A 16,772-nucleotide genomic window follows, 5' to 3' on the forward strand; every position below is an offset into this window, starting at 1 on the left:
CGACGGACTTCCCCTCCCTCCCTGCGTTGCGCCCCCGCACGACGAACTCCTGCACCCGTCGCAAGCTAATCAAATGTACCAGCGCTGTCAATAGAAAATACTAGCGCTGGTACTTTCGTGCGTAATTGCTGAAATCCGGATGGTTGTGCGCGTTCCACTTGGGGTAGCATGGAACGCTGCAAACCATACGGGGGCGGGATCTGCAGATGCCTGCGAGAATCGAAGACGTCGCTGCGCATGCCGGCGTATCCACCAAGACGGTATCCCGCGTGCTGAACGGCAATCCGAGCGTGCGTGCCAGGTTGCGCACGCGGATCGAGGCCTCGATCAGTGCACTCAACTACGTGCCGAATGCGTCGGCGCGCAGCCTGGCGGGGAACCGCTCGTACCTGGTCGCCTTGCTGTACGACAACCCGATGGCCGGTTCCAGTTACACCATGGAGCTGATCGTGGGCGTGCTGCAAGCGTGCAAGGGGACACCGTACAACGCGGTGCTGCATCCGTTCGACGCAGCGGATGACCTGGCCGCGCGGATCGACGGCTTCGTGGCCACGCACCGGCCGGACGCGCTGGTGCTGGTGCCGCCGCACGCGAACAACGCCAAGTTGCTGCAACGCCTCGACGAGCTGGACATTCCCTACGCGACGATCTCCTCCAGGCTGCACCAATCGCGCATCGACGTCGGTTTCGACGAGCGCAGGGCGGCGGCCGAGATCGTCGAGCACCTGATTTCGCTCGGGCACCAGCGCATCGGCCACGTCGCCGGGCTGCAGGGGCACGGCGCCCGCAGCTGGCGGCTCGCCGGTTATCGCGACGCGCTGCGCCGGGCCGACATCGCTTTCGACGAGTCGCTGGTGGTGGACGGGGATTTCGCCTTCGCGTCGGGGGCGGCGGGCGCGCGGGCGCTGCTCGACCAGCGGCGCCCGCCCACGGCGATCTTCGCGGCGAACGACGACATGGCCTGCGGCGTGATGCGCGAGGCCTACGAACGCGGGCTGGCGATTCCCGACGACCTGTCGGTATGCGGCTTCGATGGTACGCCGGTATCGCAGCTGATCTCGCCCGGCCTGACCACGGTGCACCAGCCATGCCGCGAGCTCGGCTGCCTTGCCGTGCAAAGCGTACTGCAGTCGATCCGCGACGCCTCCGCCCCCCAGCAGGCGCGGGTGCCCTACGAGGTGCACTTGCGCGCATCCACGGCCGCGCCCCGGAAACCGTAATATCCGTCCAGCACCGGCGCAGGGGGCCTGGCGCGCGGACCAACGGAGCGGAGGGGCGGTGATCGACGACGAGGCCGGAGTGGCGATGCGCGGGCTACCCATGCCCGTCGGTGCATGCGCGGATGCAGCGCTACCGGTGCACCGCGTCGGCTGGCCGTTCATCGCGATCTACGGCATGGCCTACATGGGCCTGTGGATGGCGTTGCTGCCGCCCATCCTGGTGGGCCTGGCAATGCGTGTGAGCGAGATTGCCCCGGCGCACGCTACGGGCAGCCTGTCGCTGGTGGTGGGCGTGGGGGCGCTGATTGCGCTGTTCGGCAACCCGTTCTTCGGCAGCCTCTCGGATCGCACGACCTCGCGCTTCGGCATGCGACGGCCCTGGCTGATTGCCGGCGCCGCGGGTGGAGTGGTCGGGTTGGCGGTCGTCGCGATGGCCGTGACGGTTCCGCAACTGCTGCTGGGCTGGTGCATCACGCAGCTTGCCTACAACGCGCAATTGGCCGCACTGACTGCAATCCTTGCCGATCAGATTCCAGCGTCACAGCGCGGCATGGTATCCGGCATCGTGGGTGTCAGCCTGCCGGTGGGTATGGTGGGAGGCACCTATCTGGTGGAGCTCCTTGCGTATTCCACGCTGGCCATCTTTCTGGTGCCAGCGGTGATTGCCTTGGCCGGCGCATTCCTCCTGGCTTGGGTATTGCCCGATCATCGTCTGGTTGCAATGCCGCGACCGCGTTACGGGTGGCGCGAATTCCTGGGCAGCTTCTGGATCAACCCGCTGCGCTTTCCGGATTTCGCCTGGGCGTGGGGCAGCCGTTTCCTGCTCTATGCCGGTGTCGCGCTGCTGATGACCTACCAGGAGTTCTATCTGATCCATCAGTTGGGCTGCGCCCCGGCTGCTGTGCCGCGGTGGATCTTTCTGTCGACCCTGGTGCAATCCGGTGCGGTAGCAGTCTCCAGTGTCGTGGGCGGCGGGCTGTCGGATGCCCGCGGGCGGCGCAAGGCTTTCGTCTGCGGTACGGCACTGATCTATGCGCTGGCCTTGTTGATGATCGCCTTTGCCACTTCGTACACCTATTTCCTCGTAGCCATGGCGATCACCGGCATCGCGCAGGGGGGATACCTGGCCGCGGATCTGGCGCTGGTGACCGATGTGTTGCCAGAACGGGAAACACATGCAGCCAGGAACCTCGGCATCTTCAACATCGCCAACGTCATGCCGCAGTCGCTGATGCCGGCAATTGCACCGGGCATCCTTTTGGCGAGCGGCGGGAGTTATACGGTTCTGTTCGCCATGGCAGCGGCCCTCGTTGCGCTTGGAGCCTGGGCCATCCTGCCGGTGCGTGGCGCGCGCTGAAGATGGCCAACTTGTGTACCAAGCGTGTACCAGGCGCTCGAACGACCCCCTGAAAAGACGAAAGCCCGCATTTCTGCGGGCTTCGTTTACAATTGGTGCCCAGGAGAGGACTCGAACCTCCACGGAGTTGCCCCCGCTAGCACCTGAAGCTAGTGCGTCTACCAATTCCGCCACCTGGGCAGGTGTCACGTCGCTCGGTGAGCTGCGTGAGCCGCGTAATTTAGGCATCTGCCGGCGGCTTGTCAACACTTTTCACATCCATTCGCTGCGACGTGGCATTCTCCGCGGCGCAAACATCACAAGGACCTTGAGTGACCAGAAAAACTCCCCCCCATTCCGGCAATCCCCAGGACTCGCGTTCCGCAAAGAAGCCCGCCCAACGGGCGCCGCGAGCCGCCACTGCACCCGACAAGCGCAACAAGGCTGCCGCAGGCGCCGTGCGCGATCCCCATGCCGATCGCGAGGCGCAGCGTTATGCGCGCCCGATCCCCAGTCGCGAGGCGATCCTCGCTTTGCTCGAACAGCGTGGCGAATTACTGACCGAGGCGCGCATCGCCGAGGCGCTGGATATCCACGATGAAACCGACCTCGAGGCGCTGCGCAAGCGGCTCGCCGCGATGGTGCGCGATGGCCAGCTGCTGCTGGGCCGGCGCGGTGGCTACGCGCCGACGCAGAAGCTCGACCTGATCGCCGGCGTGGTGCTGGCCAATGCCGAAGGCTACGGCTTCCTGCGCCCGGACGAGGGCGGCGACGACCTGTACCTGTCGCCGCAGCAGATGCGCGCGGTGATGCACGGCGACCGCGTGCTGGCCAGCGTGGTCGGCATCGACCGTCGCGGCCGCCGGCAGGGCGCGATCGCCGAAGTGCTGCAGCGTCGTTCGCCGCGACTGGTCGGCCGGGTGGTGATCAACGATGGCGTGACCCTGGTGACGCCGGACGACCGCCGCCTGAACCAGGACGTGATGATCAAGCCCGGCCGCGAGCTGGGCGCACGTTCCGGCCAGATCGTGGTGGCCGAGATCACCGACCCGCCGAGCTTGCAGCGTGGCCCGATCGGCGAGATCCGCGCGGTGCTGGGCGAACGCCTGCAGCCGTCGCTGGTGGTGGAGATGGCGATCGCCAGCCACGACCTGCCGCACGAGTGGCCGCCGGAGGTGCTGCGCGACGCGGCGCAGGTGGAGTCGGTGGTGACCGCCGCCGAGCGCGAGGGCCGCACCGATATCCGCCAGCTGCCGCTGGTGACCATCGACGGCGCCGACGCGCGCGACTTCGACGATGCGGTGTATGCCGAACCCAAGCGTGGCGGCGGCTGGCGCCTGATCGTGGCGATCGCCGACGTCTCGCACTACGTGCAGGTCGGCAACGCGCTGGATCGCGAGGCCTACGAGCGCAGCACCTCGACCTACTTCCCCGGTTTCGTGGTGCCGATGCTGCCGGAGACCTTGTCCAACGGCATCTGCTCGCTGAACCCGAAGGTCGAGCGGCTGTGCATGGTTTGCGACATGCTGGTCGATGCCGAAGGTAACGTCACCAAGTCGAAGTTCTACGACGCGGTGATGCTGTCGCATGCGCGGCTCACCTACGACAAGGTGTGGCAGGCGGTGGGCCTGCGCGAGAAGGATGCACGGCACGAAGTGGCTGACGTGCTGCCGCAGCTGGAGAACCTGCACGCGCTGTACCAGGCGATGGCGGCGCAGCGCAAGCGCCGCGGCGCGATCGACTTCGAGACGCCGGAGGTGAAGTTCCGCCTCGACCAGACCGGCGGGGTCGAATCGATGGGCGCCACCGAGCGCAACGATGCGCACAAGCTGATCGAGGAATGCATGATCGCCGCCAACGTACAGGCGGCGCTGTTCCTGGAGAAGAAGAAGATTCCCGCGTTGTTTCGCGCGCACGAGCCGCCGCCGGCGGAGAAGTACGAGGACCTGCAGCAGTTCCTGCGCGAGTTCAAGCTGCGCATGCCGCCGGTGGATGAGGTGACGCCAGGGGATTTCTCCGAGATCCTGCGCATGGTCAAGGACCGCCCCGAGCGCGAACTGATCCAGAACGTGTTGCTGCGCTCGCAGAGCATGGCGGCGTACCAGCCGGACAACCGCGGCCATTTCGGCCTCGCCCTGCAGGCTTACGCACACTTCACCTCGCCGATCCGCCGCTACCCCGACCTGCTGGTGCACCGCGCGATCCGCTTTGCGTTGACTGGCCGCAAGCCGACCGACTACGCCTACACGCCCGCCGAGATGGCGGCGATGGCGATCCACTGCTCGCAGCGCGAGCGCCGTGCCGAGGAAGCCGAGCGCGACGTGGATGAGCGCTTCAAGTGTGCATGGATGGAAAAGCACATCGGCAGCGAATTCGACGGTGTGGTCACCGGCGTCACCTCGTTCGGCCTGTTCGTGGAACTGGACGAGTCGAAGGTGTCCGGCCTGGTGCACATCAGCCAGCTGATGAACGACTACTACCACTTCGACGCCACCCGGAAATTGCTGAAGGGCGAGCGCACCGGCGCGCAGTTCCGCCTCGGCGACCATGTGCGCATCCAGGTGCTGCGTGCAAGCCTGGAGGATCGCAAGATCGACTTCCGTCTGGTTTCCCCGCGCACGCCGGCCCCGGCGCCGACGGGCAGCGGCAAGGCGTATGACTATGCCGCCGCGGGCGAGCGTTATTCGTTGCCGAAAAAGGCTGCCGCCACGAGCAAGGCACCGGGCATGTTCGGCCGCGCCGCCAAGGCGATCGGCCGCGCATTCGGCCGCAAGGAGGTCGAGGTCGCCGTGCCGCCGGCACCGGTGCCGGCACCGCGCAAGGCGGTGGTGAGCAATAATCCGCCGCCGCGTGCAGCGGCGGCGACGCGCCAGCATGCTGGTGGCGGGCAGCAGCAGGGCCGCAGGGCCGAGCCGTCGTCCGACCGTCGTCCACGCAAGGGCGGTTCCGCCAAACGCGGGCCGGCTCCCGCCGCCGCTCCGTCGGCGCCGAAGAAGCACGGCGGCCGCAAACCGAAACCGAAAGGCAAGTCATGAGCGAGAGCTGGATCGTCGGGATCAACCCGGTCGAAGGTGCGTTGAGCAACGATGCTGAGCGCGTGCGCGAAGTGCTGGTCGAGCACGGCCAGCGCAATGCCCGCGTGCTGGAGCTGGCCGAGCGCGCGAAGAAACTGAAGATCCCGGTGCAGCACCGCCCGCGCGACGAGCTGGACAAGCTCGCCGGCGAAGCGCGCCACCAGGGCGTGGTGGCGCGTTACGAAGCGGCCCCGGCGGCGCACGAAAGCGACCTGGCCGGCCTGCTGGAGCGCGATGGCGGCGACGCGCTGGTGCTGGTGCTCGACGGCGTCACCGACCCGCACAACCTCGGTGCCTGCCTGCGCAGCGCGGCGGCGGCGAAAGTCACCGCGGTGATCGTGCCGAAGGACCGCGCGGTGGGGCTCACGCCGGTGGTGCGCCGCGCCTCGGCCGGCGGCGCCGATCGGGTGCCGCTGATCGCGGTGACCAACCTGGCACGCACGCTGCGCGAGCTGAAGGACGCCGGTGTGTGGATCACCGGCCTGGCCGGCGACACCGATACCACCATCTACGGCGTCGACTTCAAGGGGCCGGTGGCGCTGGTGCTGGGCGGTGAGGGCGAAGGCATTCGCCGGCTCACCCGCGAGCTGTGCGATTTCGTGGCGAAGATCCCGATGCCGGGCACGATGGAGAGCCTCAACGTCTCCGTCGCCACCGGCGTGGTGCTGTTCGAGGCGTTGCGTCAGCGCGGAGCAAAACGATGAATTTCTTCTGGTACGACTGGGCCGGTTACCTCGGCGTGGCGCTGGTGCTGCTGGCGTTTTTCCTGCTGCAGGAGCGCAAGCTGCAGGGCAGCGGGCTGGTGTACCAGTTGATGAACATTCTCGGCGCGATCGGGGTGATGCTGTCGCTGGCTTTCGGCAGCTTCAACCTGTCGGCGTTCATCATGCAGGTGGCCTGGCTGCTGATCGGCAGCTACGGCATCGTGCGCGGCATCAAGCGCCGCCGCGAGACGCGCGGGCTGCCGTAACGGCGGCGTGCGCAGGGACGACCCTGCGCACTTTTCCATCGCGGGGACGGCCCTGCCACACACAGAGGAACACCCCATGGCGTGGATCTATCTGTTGCTGGCCGGCCTGTTCGAAGTGGTCTGGGCGATCGGCCTGAAATACACCGAGGGTTTTACCCGGCCGTGGCCCACGGTGGGCACGCTGGCGGCGATGGCGGTCAGCATCGTGCTGTTGGCGATGGCGGTGAAAACGCTGCCGATCGGCACCGCCTATGCGATCTGGACCGGCATCGGCGCGGTCGGCGCGGTCGCGTTGGGCATCGTGCTGTTCGGCGATCCGGCCACGCTGCCGCGGCTGCTGTGCGTCGCGCTGATCCTGGTCGGCATCGTCGGCCTCAAGCTCACCGCCGGCTAGCAGAAGAACAGCAGGGCGGGCACCGCCCGCCGCTCTCGCGAAAATCATTCCACTGCAAAAGCCGGTAAGCGGTGCCCGCCCTGCGGAGCGGCGTACGCTTGGGTTACTCGCCGAGCTTGGTGGTTTCCGGGCTCGAGGTGAGGTCGCGCTTGCTGCGTTGCTTGTCCAGCGGCTCGCCGGTGACCTGGAACCACACGTTTTCGGCGATGTTAGTCGCGTGGTCGCCGATGCGCTCGATGTTTTTGGCCATGAACAGCAGGTGGGTGCACGGCGTGATGTTGCGCGGGTCTTCCATCATGTAGGTGAGCAGCTGGCGGAAGTAGCCGGTATAGGCTTCGTCCAGCACCACGTCGTCCTTCCACACCTGGTAGGCACGCTCGGCGTCGCGGTCGCGGTAGGCTGCCAGTACTTCGCGCACTTCGCCGGCGGCGAGCGTGGCCAGCTGGTGCAGACCGCCGACCGGCGCTACCGGCGCCACCATCGACAGCGGGATCGAGCGCTTCGCCACGTTGGCGGCGTAGTCGCCGATGCGTTCGATGTCCGAGGCGATGCGCAGCGCGGCATACACGTTGCGCAGGTCGCTGGCCATCGGCGCGCGCAGCGCCAGCAGGCGCACCACGTCGTGGCCGATTTCCTGTTCCAGCTGGTCGATCGCGTCGTCGTTGCCGACCACGCGCTGGGCGGCGCGCTCGTCGCGGCGTTCGAGCACGTCGATGGCGGCTTCCAGCTGGGTCACCGCCAGCTCGCCCATGCGCACGATTTCGCCGGTGAGCCGGGCCAGTTCGCTGTCATAACTCTTGATGATGTGGTCGGTGCCGGTGTTCATGGTGGGGTCCTGTGTGATCAGCCGAAGCGCCCGGTGATGTAATCCTCGGTCTGCTTCTTACCCGGCTTGGTGAAGATCTTTTCGGTCTGGTCGAACTCGATCAACTCGCCCAGGTACATGAAGGCGGTGAGGTCGGAGACACGCGCCGCCTGCTGCATGTTGTGGGTGACGATGACGATGGTGAACTGGCTTTTCAACTCCTCGACCAACTGCTCGATGCGGCCGGTGGCGATCGGGTCGAGTGCCGAGGTCGGTTCGTCCAGCAGCAGCACCTCGGGTTTCAGCGCGATCGCGCGGGCGATGCACAGGCGCTGCTGCTGGCCGCCGGAGAGGCCAAGCGCGTTCTGCTTGAGCTTGTCCTTCACTTCGTCCCACAGCGCGGCGCTGCGCAGGGCCTGCTCCACGCGGCCTTCCATGTCCGCCTTCGACAGCTTCTCGTGGTGGCGGATGCCGTAGGCGACGTTCTCGAAGATCGTCATCGGGAACGGTACCGGCTTCTGGAACACCATGCCGACCTTGCTGCGCAGGCGGTTCAGCGAGTAGCCGGGGTCCAGGATGTTGTCGCCGTCCAGTTCGATCGAGCCCTTCGCCTCGAGCTTCGGGTAGATCGCGTAGATGCGGTTGAAGATGCGCAGCAGTGTCGACTTGCCGCAGCCGGACGGGCCGATGATCGCGGTGACCTGCTTCTCCGGGATATCCATGCTGATGCCTTTCAGCGCCTGGAAGCCGTTGTAGTAGAAGTGCAGGTCGCGCACGACGAGCTTGGGCGCGGCAGCCGCCGCTGCCGCCACCGGTGCCGGGTTCGTGGCGAGGGCGGAATCAGTCATGGGACACCTTGTTGCGGGAAAGGATCAGGCGTGAGGCCAGGCTCAGCAGCAGCACGAACATGGTGACCACGAACGCGCCGGCCCAGGCCAGGGCATGCATCGCGTCGCCCGGATCGTTGGCGTACTGGTAGATGATCTGCGGCAGGCTGGACATCTTGTCCATCGGGTTGACTGCCATGTAGTTGTTGCCGAACGCGGTGAACAGCAGCGGCGCGGTCTCGCCGCTGATGCGCGCCAGCGCCAGCAGCACGCCGGTGATGATGCCCGAGCGCGCCGCGCGGATCAGGATCTGCAGGGTCAGCTTCCACTGCGGCACGCCCAGCGACAGCGCCGCCTCGCGCAGGGTGGACGGCACCAGCCGCAGCATCTCGTCGGTGGTGCGCACGATCACCGGCAGCGCGATCAGCGCCAGTGCCACGCCGCCGGCGAAACCGGAGAACGTGGTCGAACCGTGGGTGAGGGCGGTGCTCGGCAGCACGATGATGGTGTAGACGAACAGGCCCATCACGATCGACGGCGCCGACAGCAGGATGTCGTTGAGGAAGCGGATCGACTCGCCCAGCCGGGTGCGGTTCGCGTATTCGGCCAGCCAGGTGCCGGCCAGCACGCCGATCGGCGTGGCGATGCCGATGCCGATGAAGTTGATGATCAGGCTGCCGACCATGGAGTTCAGCAGGCCACCATCCTCGCCGTAGGCGGTGACCTTGGTGAACAGCTTCAGGTCCAGCGCACCGATGCCCTGGCGCAGGGTTTCCCACAGGATCCAGGCCAGGAACGCCAGGCCAACCAGGGTGGCCAGCGTGCTCAGCACCATCGCCAGCGCGTTGGTGAGGCGGCGGCGCAGGTAGGGCGAATTCATCAGCGGCCCTCCTTGCTGGCCAACCGGCGCAGCATCAGCCGCGCGATCAGCAACACGATGAAGGTGACCACGAACAGCAGGAAGGCCAGTGCCATCAGCGCGGATTTCTGCAGACCCACCGCCTCGCTGAACTGGTTGGCGATGGTGGAGGCGATCGAGGCGCCCGGGTCGAGCAGCGAGGCCGACAGGTGCATCGCGTTGCCGAGCACGAAGGTCACCGCCATGGTCTCGCCCAGCGCGCGGCCGAGCCCCAGGAAGATGCCGCCGATCACCGCCGAGCGGGTATACGGCAGCACGATGTCCCACGACACCTCCCAGGTACTGGAGCCCAGCGCATAGGCCGACTCCTTCAGCCGGGTCGGCACGGTCTGGAACACCTCGCGCATCACCGAGGAAATGAACGGGATGACCATTATCGCCAGTACGATGCCGGCGACCAGGATGCTGGCGCCGAACGGGTAATCGCTGCCGAACAGCTTGCCGACGAACGGCACGTGTTCGGCCACCCACGACAGCTTGCCGTCGTCGGGCTTGTTGCCGAGGTTGCTGGTCAGCCACGGCTTGATGTGGTCGGCAAAGAATGGGGCGAAGATGAACAAGCCCCACATGCCGTAGATGATCGAAGGGATGCCGGCCAGCAGTTCGATCGCCGAGGCGACTGGCGTGCGCAACCAGGCCGGCGCGACTTCGGAAAGGTAGACCGCGATGCCGAAGCTGATCGGCACCGCGATCAGCAGGGCGATGAACGAGGTAACGACCGTGCCGTAGACCGGCACCATGGCGCCATAGACGTCGTTGCCCGGATCCCACTCCGAGCTGACCAGGAAGTGCCAGCCGAATGCACCGAACGCGTCGCGGCCGCCCCACAGCGTGGCGCCGGCGGCACCGAGCAGGGAGGCCAGCACGATCAGCGCACAGCCCTTCAACAGCCAGCGGAACAGCCGCTCGTGGCGGGCATCGCGGCGGCTGCGCTGTTCCAGGATGTCGGTGGCCTGGATGGCCGTGTCGGTCGCTGGCATGGTGGTCCAGTGGTGCAGGATGGAAACTCGAAATCCCCCGCCGACAGGATCGACGGAGGATTTCCTTTTACAGCATCAAACTCAGTGCTTGAACTCGGACGCCCAGTACGCCTCGATCTGGCTGACCAGCGAGGCCGGCAGCGGCACGTAATCCAGTTCGCTGGCGGCCTGCTGGCCGTGTTCCAGGGCGGACTTGAAGAAGTCGAAGGCGACCTTGCTGTTGCCGGCGTTCTTCGGCGACTTGTACATGATCATCCAGGTGGTGGCGGTGATCGGCCACGCCTGCTTGCCCGGTGCATTGGTCATGATCAGGTTGAAGTCCTTGGCGCTGGCCCAGTCGGCGGTGGCGGCGGCGGCGGCGAAGGCTTCGGCGCTCGGCTTCATGAAGTTGCCGCTGGCGTTCTTCAGGTCGACCCAGGCGAGCTTGTTTTTCACCGCATAGGCGTATTCGACGTAACCGATCGAGCCCTTGATCTGGCGCACATACTGCGACACGCCTTCATTGCCCTTGCCACCCACGCCGGTCGGCCATTCCACGGCGGTGCCGAACTTGACCTGGCTGGCCCACTCCGGGCTGACCTTGGACAGGTAGTTGGTGAAGTTGAACGAGGTGCCCGAGCCGTCCGAGCGATGCACCACGGTGATCTTGCCGGCCGGCAGGGCCAGGCCGGCGTTCAGCGCGGCGATCTTCGGGTCGTTCCAGTTCTTGATCTTACCCAGGAAGATGTCGGCCAGGGTGGCGCCGTCCAGCTTGATCTGGTCGGCCTGCACGCCGGTGATGTTGACCACCGGCACGATGCCGCCGACCACGATCGGGAACTGACCCAGGCCGAACTTCTGCAGGTCCTCGGCCTTCATCGGCGCGTCGGAGGCGCCGAAGTCGATGGTGCCTTCCTTGATCTGCGCGATGCCGGCACCGGAGCCGACCGACTGGTAGTTGAGGTGGTTGCCGGTCTTTTCGGCGTACGCGGCCGACCACTTGGACATGACCGGGTAGACGAAGCTGGAGCCGGCGCCGGTGATGTCGGTGGCCTGCGCGGCCACGCCGAAGGTCGAGGCCACGGCAAGCGCGGCGACGGCGGCGAAGCGAAGCGGGGATTTGCTGATGGTCAACACGGTAGCTCCTTTGAGGGAAGTCGGATGCGACCTCTCCATTTCAGGCTTTTCGTGTTGCCATTGAATGAAATGAATGTTGCAGTCGTATGACAATCTGTCACATGACGTTTCGTGGCGGACGGTTCCGGCCCGCCCGTGGCGCAGGATCAGGCCGCGCTCAGGCCGCTGTGGGCCTGCTCCAGCAGCTCCAGCTGGCGCCAGCGGTTGACCACGCTGCAGAACAGCTCGGCGGTACGTTCGGCGTCATAAACCGCCGAGTGCGCCTCGCGGCTGTCGAACGCGTGGCCGGCTGCCAGCACCGCCTTGCTCAGCACGGTCTGGCCGTAGGCGAGGCCACCGAGGCTGACCGTATCGAAGCAGCTGAATGGATGGAAGGGATTGCGCTTGTGGCCGCAACGGCGCACTGCCTGGTTAAGAAAGCCGAGGTCGAACGCGGCATTGTGGCCGACCAGGATCGCCCGCTGGCAGCCGGCCTCGCGCACCGCCTCGCGCACCGCATGAAAGATATGGTCCAGCGCCTGACGCTCGGCCAGTGCGCCGCGCAGCGGGTTGGTCGGGTCGATGCCGGTGATTTCCAGCGAACGCGGGTCCAGGTTCGCCCCGGGGAACGGTTCCACGTGCGTGGATACGGCAGGCTGCAACTGCAGGTAGCCGGCTTCGTCCATCACCAGCGGCACCGCGGCGATTTCCAGCAGGGCGTCATGTTCGGCGTCGAAACCGCCGGTTTCCACGTCGACCACCACCGGCAGGAAGCCGCGGAATCGCTCGGCCATGCGTGGCGCGGCGCTATTGCTGAGAATATCCATCAGCGAAGCATATCAGTCGCCGCGCGTGGCATCGGGTGGCGCTTGGGGGGGCTTGCCGCGCGAATGTCTTGAATGTGTCATGAAAGCGGCATCCAACCGTAAAAATCCATGGGCAGACTTGTTAATGAATCGCTAGCCGGCCATCAAATCGAGGGGGCGATTGAGATGTTTTCCACCAACTTTCGGAGTAAAGACATGCGTTCCAAACTGATTGTGGTAGCAATTGCTGCCGGCCTGGGCGTCAGCAGCTTCGCGGCTGCCGCGGCGAAGCTGCCGCAGAAGACGGCTGTGGTCAGCAACAGCGAAGTCGAGCTCCTGAAGGCACAGCTCGCCACGCTGCAGGCCAAGGTGGATGAACTGGAACAGCGCACCGACGCCCAGTCCGACATCAACGTCAGCACCGGCCAGGCAGTGGAGAAGGCCACCAACGTGACCGCAACCAGCGACAAGAAGCTGGCCGCGCTGGAGAAGGCGATCAACAACACCACGCTGTCCGGCAAGATGTTCTTCGACTTCACCAACATCAACGACAAGAACAGCGACAAGGGCAAGAGCGACAAGTCCGGCTTCGGCCTGGACGTGAAGCGCTTCTACCTCGGTATCGACCACAAGTTCAACGACATCTGGTCGGCCAACCTGACCACCGATTTCAACTATGTCAGCAACGATGGCCAGACCAACCTGTTCGTCAAGAAAGCCTATGTGCAGGGCAAGTTCGACGACGCTGCGGTGTTCCGTGTCGGTTCGGCCGACATGCCGTGGATCCCGTTTGCCGAGAAGTACTACGGCTTCCGCTACGTCGAGAACACCCTGACCGACCGCCTGAAGTACGGCAACTCGGCCGACTGGGGCCTGCACCTGGGCGGCGACATCGGTGCCAGCAAGTCGCTCAACTACGCGGTGTCGGTCGTCAACGGCAACGGCTACAAGAACCCGGGCCGCAGCAAGGGCGTGGATGTCGAGGGCCGCGTCGGCTTCGTGCCGTTCGAGAACATGATCGTGGCGGTGGGCGGCTACAGCGGCCATCGCGGTCAGGAGACCGAGAACATCAACGCACCGAATACCGCCCAGCGTGGCGATTTCATGGTGGCCTATGCCAGCAAGGACTTCCGCCTCGGCGCCGAGTACTTCACCGCGAAGAACTGGAACAACGTGCTCACCACAGCGACGGACAAGGCCGATGGTTACTCGCTGTGGGGCAGCGTGGCCGTGGCCGATGGCGTGAACCTGTTTGCCCGTTACGACAACGCCAAGCTCAGCAAGACGCTGGACAGCGCCAACAAGGATGTCTACTACAACGCTGGCGTCGAATTCCAGGTGACCAAGGGCTTCAAGCTGGCCGGTGTGTGGAAGCACGAGAAGGCCGACAAGTCGGTCACCACCCCGGTGCCGCCGCACGTGCAGAACACCAAGACCAACGAGATCGGTGTGTTCGGCGAAGTGTCATTCTGATGCAACGTGCAGGCGGCATGCTGCCTGCACGGGATGAATGACCGACGGTCTATCGCAAGGGAGTTCCACCCATGGACGGAAAACGGCGGGCATTGCCCGCCGTTTGCTTTTCTGCAGCCGGATAATCCGCCGTCAGTGGTGGTCCAGCGTGGCCCCGGTCAACATGCCGCGCGCCAGCATGCTGCACTGGCGCCGGTACAGCAGCAATTGCCACTGACGGCCACCGATCTGTCGCCACAGCACCGCCGAGCGCACTGCGGCGAGCAGGTTGGTGCGCACCTTCTCCACCACGGCGGTCTGCTGCAATTGTTGTGGATTGCCGCTGACCATCACGCGCGGCTTGAGGATCGACAAGGTGGAGGCGTAGACCTCGGCCAGCCGGCTGTTGACCTGGCTGGAATCCTGGCCGAAGTGCTCGACCTGCCGCTGCGCGGCGATGATCCCCTGCTGCAGCTTGTCGAGCAGGTCCGCGCGCGCCGACAGGCTGCGTTCCAGCCGCATCACGGTCACCGTCATGCGCGTTACCGCCATGTCCGGGGTGCTTTCATCCAGCTGTCCGATCAGCGTGCGCAGGCCCAGCCGCACGTTCGAGACATTGCCGTACACGCCGACCACCGAAGGCGCATCGATGCGGAACACGCTGGCCACGCTGGCTTCCATCGCGGCCTCGTCGCAGCGCCCCTCGTTGGCCAGCTGCTGGGCGAGTGCGCAGGCCTGGAACAGCCCGGCGAGGGCGAGCACGCGTTCTTCGGTCATGGAAAAAGTTTCAAACACGGGATGCCGATTCTCTTGCGGGGAATGTGGAGGATGGAGTGAATGCCGGCAGCAGGCCGCCGTAAGGTGCATCGGTGGCGGCGATCACTGCGCCGCCGAGACAGACTTCGCCATCGTAGAGGACCACCGACTGTCCGGGGGTGACGGCGCGCTGGGGCTCGTCGAAGCGTACCTCAAGGCCGCTGTCGGTCACGCTGACCGTGCAGGCCTGGTCGGCCTGGCGGTAACGGGTGCGCGCGGTGCAGCGGAACTGCGCGGCGGGCGCGGCACCGTCGACCCAGGTGGGCGTCTCCGATTGCAGCCGCTGCGAGTACAGCCAGTGGTTCTCACCGCCCTGGGCGACATACAGCACGTTCGCCGCCACGTCCTTGCCGACCACGTACCATGCCTCGCCGCTGGCGCCGTGGCGGCCGCCGATGCCCAGCCCGTTGCGCTGGCCCAGGGTGTAGTACATCACGCCCTGGTGTTCGCCAACCCGTTCGCCGTCGGGAGTGCGCATCTCGCCGGGGCGCGCCGGGATGTACTGCGACAGGAAACCGCGAAAATCGCGTTCGCCGATGAAGCAGATGCCGGTGGAGTCCTTCTTCGCATGGGTTGGCAGCGCCGCCGCGCGGGCCATCTCGCGTACGCGCGACTTCTCGATCCCGCCCAGCGGGAACAGCGTGGCGGCCAGCTGCTGCTGGCCCAGCGCGTGCAGGAAGTAGGTCTGGTCCTTGGCCGCGTCCGCCGCGCGCAACAGCCGGTAGCGGCCGTCCCGGCAGTCGACGCGCGCGTAGTGGCCGGTGGCGATCTTGCCGGCGCCGAGCGCACGGGCTTCGTCCAGGAAGGTCTTGAACTTGATCTCGCGATTGCACAGCACGTCGGGGTTCGGCGTACGTCCGGCGCGGTATTCGGCGAGGAAATGCTCGAACACGCCGTCCCAGTACTCGGCCGCGAAGTTGCGCGCGTGGAACGGGATGCCGAGCCGGCCGCATACGGCCACCGCGTCCTTGCGGTCGGCGTCGGTGGTGCAGGGGCCGCTGCGGTCGTCCTCCTCCCAGTTCTGCATGAACAGGCCTTCGACCTCGTAGCCGGCCTGTTGCAGCAGCAGCGCCGCCACCGAGGAGTCGACGCCGCCGGAGATGCCCAGCATCACCTTCACGGCGCGCCACCTTCGGGGAAGTGGCTCAGCACATCCAGCGGCAGCCGCTGGCCAGACAGCCACAGGTCGATGCTGTGCAGGATCATCGGACTGCGCAGGCGCTCGCCCAGCGCGGCGATCTCGGCCCGGGTCAGCCACGTGGCGCGGCAGATGTCGGCGTCCAGCGGACGCTGCGGGTCATGGCTCACTGCGCGGGCGGCGAAGCTGAAGCGGATCACGGCGTCGCCGTGCTCGGTGCTGCGCCACTGGTGCACGCCGATCAGGTGCTGCAGCTCGACCGTCCAGCCGGTTTCCTCCAGCGTCTCGCGCAAGGCCGCCGCGACGAGGTTCTCACCGTCTTCCAGGTGGCCGGCCGGCTGATTCCAGGCAAGCTGGCCGTGAACCTCTTCCTCGACCATCAGGTAGCGCTCGCCGTCGGCCACCACGCAGGCGACGGTGACGTGCGGGCGCCAGATCTCGGCAGGGGTGATGGAATCAGCCATGGTGGGCGGGGACTGGAAAAGCGGCCATTGTGCCATCACCTCCGTTGTCGCACCGCCGCAGGGGTGGAATCGGCACTGCGGCGTATACTTCGAACCAGAGATCACACCCAAGCAACCATGGCCCACGAACCCGAACATGAGCACGACAGCGGCCGCGGCCTGGCGCTGGAAACCGCGAAGCCCGAAGTGGCGCGGCCCCCGTTGTTCCAGGTGCTGCTGCTGAACGACGACTTCACCCCGATGGACTTCGTGGTCGAGGTACTGCGCACTTTCTTCAACCTGGACCAGGAGCAGGCGGTACAGGTGATGCTGCACGTCCACACGCGCGGGCGGGGCGTGTGCGGTGTATTTACCCGCGAAGTGGCCGAAACCAAGGTAACCCACGTCAACGAATATTCACGTTCCCATCAGCACCCGTTGCTGTGCACTATGGAAAAGCTTTGAGCGACCCCATTTTGTGCTCATTGCGGCGTTGA

Annotated in this window: 17 protein-coding genes and 1 tRNA gene; 8 read left to right on the forward strand and 10 right to left on the reverse strand. The window is 65.9% G+C overall.

The window, feature by feature from the left end; translation table 11 throughout:
• Positions 1-206: 206 nt before the first annotated feature.
• Positions 207-1,220, forward strand: a complete 1,014-nt coding sequence (locus tag IMW82_RS02430; protein ID WP_211003766.1) for a LacI family DNA-binding transcriptional regulator — start codon at positions 207-209, stop codon at positions 1,218-1,220.
• Between the two features lie 58 nt (positions 1,221-1,278).
• Positions 1,279-2,577 carry an MFS transporter gene (locus tag IMW82_RS02435; RefSeq protein ID WP_211003767.1) on the forward strand — a complete coding sequence of 433 codons (1,299 nt, stop codon included), beginning with the start codon at positions 1,279-1,281 and terminating at the stop codon, positions 2,575-2,577.
• 93 nt (positions 2,578-2,670) lie between these two features.
• Here IMW82_RS02435 and IMW82_RS02440 read toward each other — a convergent pair.
• A tRNA-Leu gene (locus IMW82_RS02440) sits at positions 2,671-2,757 on the reverse strand.
• Positions 2,758-3,014: 257 nt separating this feature from the next.
• Here IMW82_RS02440 and rnr point away from each other — a divergent pair.
• The 4 genes from rnr to sugE all read left to right on the forward strand — a co-directional run bounded on the left by rnr (position 3,015) and on the right by sugE (position 6,994).
• Entirely contained in the window at positions 3,015-5,591 is a 2,577-nt protein-coding gene (gene rnr / locus IMW82_RS02445; protein WP_211003768.1) for a ribonuclease R, read from the forward strand.
• Complete coding sequence (rlmB, locus tag IMW82_RS02450) at positions 5,588-6,334, forward strand: 23S rRNA (guanosine(2251)-2'-O)-methyltransferase RlmB (protein WP_211003769.1); 747 nt, start codon at positions 5,588-5,590, stop codon at positions 6,332-6,334. Before rnr ends, rlmB begins: the two co-directional genes overlap by 4 nt.
• Positions 6,331-6,600, forward strand: coding sequence for a hypothetical protein (locus IMW82_RS02455; protein ID WP_211003770.1), 270 nt, complete (start codon positions 6,331-6,333; stop codon positions 6,598-6,600). The genes rlmB and IMW82_RS02455 overlap by 4 nt, the downstream gene beginning before the upstream one ends.
• Before the next feature lie 76 nt (positions 6,601-6,676).
• Positions 6,677-6,994, forward strand: a complete 318-nt coding sequence (sugE, locus tag IMW82_RS02460; RefSeq protein ID WP_211003771.1) for a quaternary ammonium compound efflux SMR transporter SugE — start codon at positions 6,677-6,679, stop codon at positions 6,992-6,994.
• Between the two features lie 103 nt (positions 6,995-7,097).
• Here sugE and phoU read toward each other — a convergent pair whose 3' ends face one another.
• From phoU to rnt, 6 genes are all read right to left on the reverse strand, one after another.
• Positions 7,098-7,820 carry a phosphate signaling complex protein PhoU gene (gene phoU / locus IMW82_RS02465; protein WP_108472293.1) on the reverse strand — a complete coding sequence of 241 codons (723 nt, stop codon included), beginning with the start codon at positions 7,818-7,820 and terminating at the stop codon, positions 7,098-7,100.
• 17 nt (positions 7,821-7,837) lie between these two features.
• Positions 7,838-8,647, reverse strand: a complete 810-nt coding sequence (gene pstB / locus IMW82_RS02470) for a phosphate ABC transporter ATP-binding protein PstB (protein ID WP_108472292.1) — start codon at positions 8,645-8,647, stop codon at positions 7,838-7,840.
• Positions 8,640-9,506 (reverse strand): phosphate ABC transporter permease PstA, encoded by an 867-nt coding sequence (pstA, locus tag IMW82_RS02475; RefSeq protein WP_211003772.1) that lies wholly within the window; start codon positions 9,504-9,506, stop codon positions 8,640-8,642. The genes pstB and pstA overlap by 8 nt, the downstream gene beginning before the upstream one ends.
• Positions 9,506-10,525: a phosphate ABC transporter permease subunit PstC gene (pstC, locus tag IMW82_RS02480; protein WP_108472290.1), complete on the reverse strand. Its 1,020-nt coding sequence runs from the start codon at positions 10,523-10,525 to the stop codon at positions 9,506-9,508. The genes pstA and pstC overlap by 1 nt, the downstream gene beginning before the upstream one ends.
• An 81-nt stretch (positions 10,526-10,606) precedes the next feature.
• A complete protein-coding gene (pstS, locus tag IMW82_RS02485) occupies positions 10,607-11,638 on the reverse strand; it encodes a phosphate ABC transporter substrate-binding protein PstS (RefSeq protein WP_199909858.1) in 1,032 nt (343 codons plus the stop codon).
• Between the two features lie 149 nt (positions 11,639-11,787).
• On the reverse strand, positions 11,788-12,447 hold the full coding sequence (gene rnt, locus IMW82_RS02490) for a ribonuclease T (RefSeq protein ID WP_108472288.1): 660 nt from the start codon (positions 12,445-12,447) through the stop codon (positions 11,788-11,790).
• A 195-nt stretch (positions 12,448-12,642) separates the two neighbouring features.
• Here rnt and IMW82_RS02495 point away from each other — a divergent pair, with 195 nt between their 5' ends.
• On the forward strand, positions 12,643-13,899 hold the full coding sequence (locus IMW82_RS02495) for a porin (protein ID WP_108472287.1): 1,257 nt from the start codon (positions 12,643-12,645) through the stop codon (positions 13,897-13,899).
• Between the two features lie 132 nt (positions 13,900-14,031).
• Here the strand turns inward: IMW82_RS02495 and hflD are convergent, their stop codons facing one another.
• Genes hflD through IMW82_RS02510 form a run of 3 tightly spaced genes read right to left on the reverse strand, consistent with a single transcriptional unit; the run spans position 14,032 to position 16,296 of the window.
• Entirely contained in the window at positions 14,032-14,655 is a 624-nt protein-coding gene (gene hflD, locus IMW82_RS02500) for a high frequency lysogenization protein HflD (protein WP_108472286.1), read from the reverse strand.
• 10 nt (positions 14,656-14,665) lie between these two features.
• Positions 14,666-15,814, reverse strand: a complete 1,149-nt coding sequence (gene mnmA, locus IMW82_RS02505; protein ID WP_108472285.1) for a tRNA 2-thiouridine(34) synthase MnmA — start codon at positions 15,812-15,814, stop codon at positions 14,666-14,668.
• On the reverse strand, positions 15,811-16,296 hold the full coding sequence (locus IMW82_RS02510; protein WP_108472353.1) for an NUDIX hydrolase: 486 nt from the start codon (positions 16,294-16,296) through the stop codon (positions 15,811-15,813). The genes mnmA and IMW82_RS02510 overlap by 4 nt, the downstream gene beginning before the upstream one ends.
• A gap of 117 nt (positions 16,297-16,413) precedes the next feature.
• Between IMW82_RS02510 and clpS the strand changes: the two genes are divergently transcribed.
• The gene (gene clpS, locus IMW82_RS02515; protein WP_027483968.1) at positions 16,414-16,740 is read left to right on the forward strand and encodes an ATP-dependent Clp protease adapter ClpS; all 327 of its coding nucleotides are present in this window, start codon (positions 16,414-16,416) and stop codon (positions 16,738-16,740) included.
• Positions 16,741-16,772: the final 32 nt, after the last annotated feature.

The sequence above is a fragment of the Rhodanobacter sp. B2A1Ga4 genome (genome assembly GCF_018101315.1).
In the GTDB taxonomy this organism is placed as follows: Bacteria; Pseudomonadota; Gammaproteobacteria; order Xanthomonadales; family Rhodanobacteraceae; genus Rhodanobacter; species Rhodanobacter thiooxydans_A.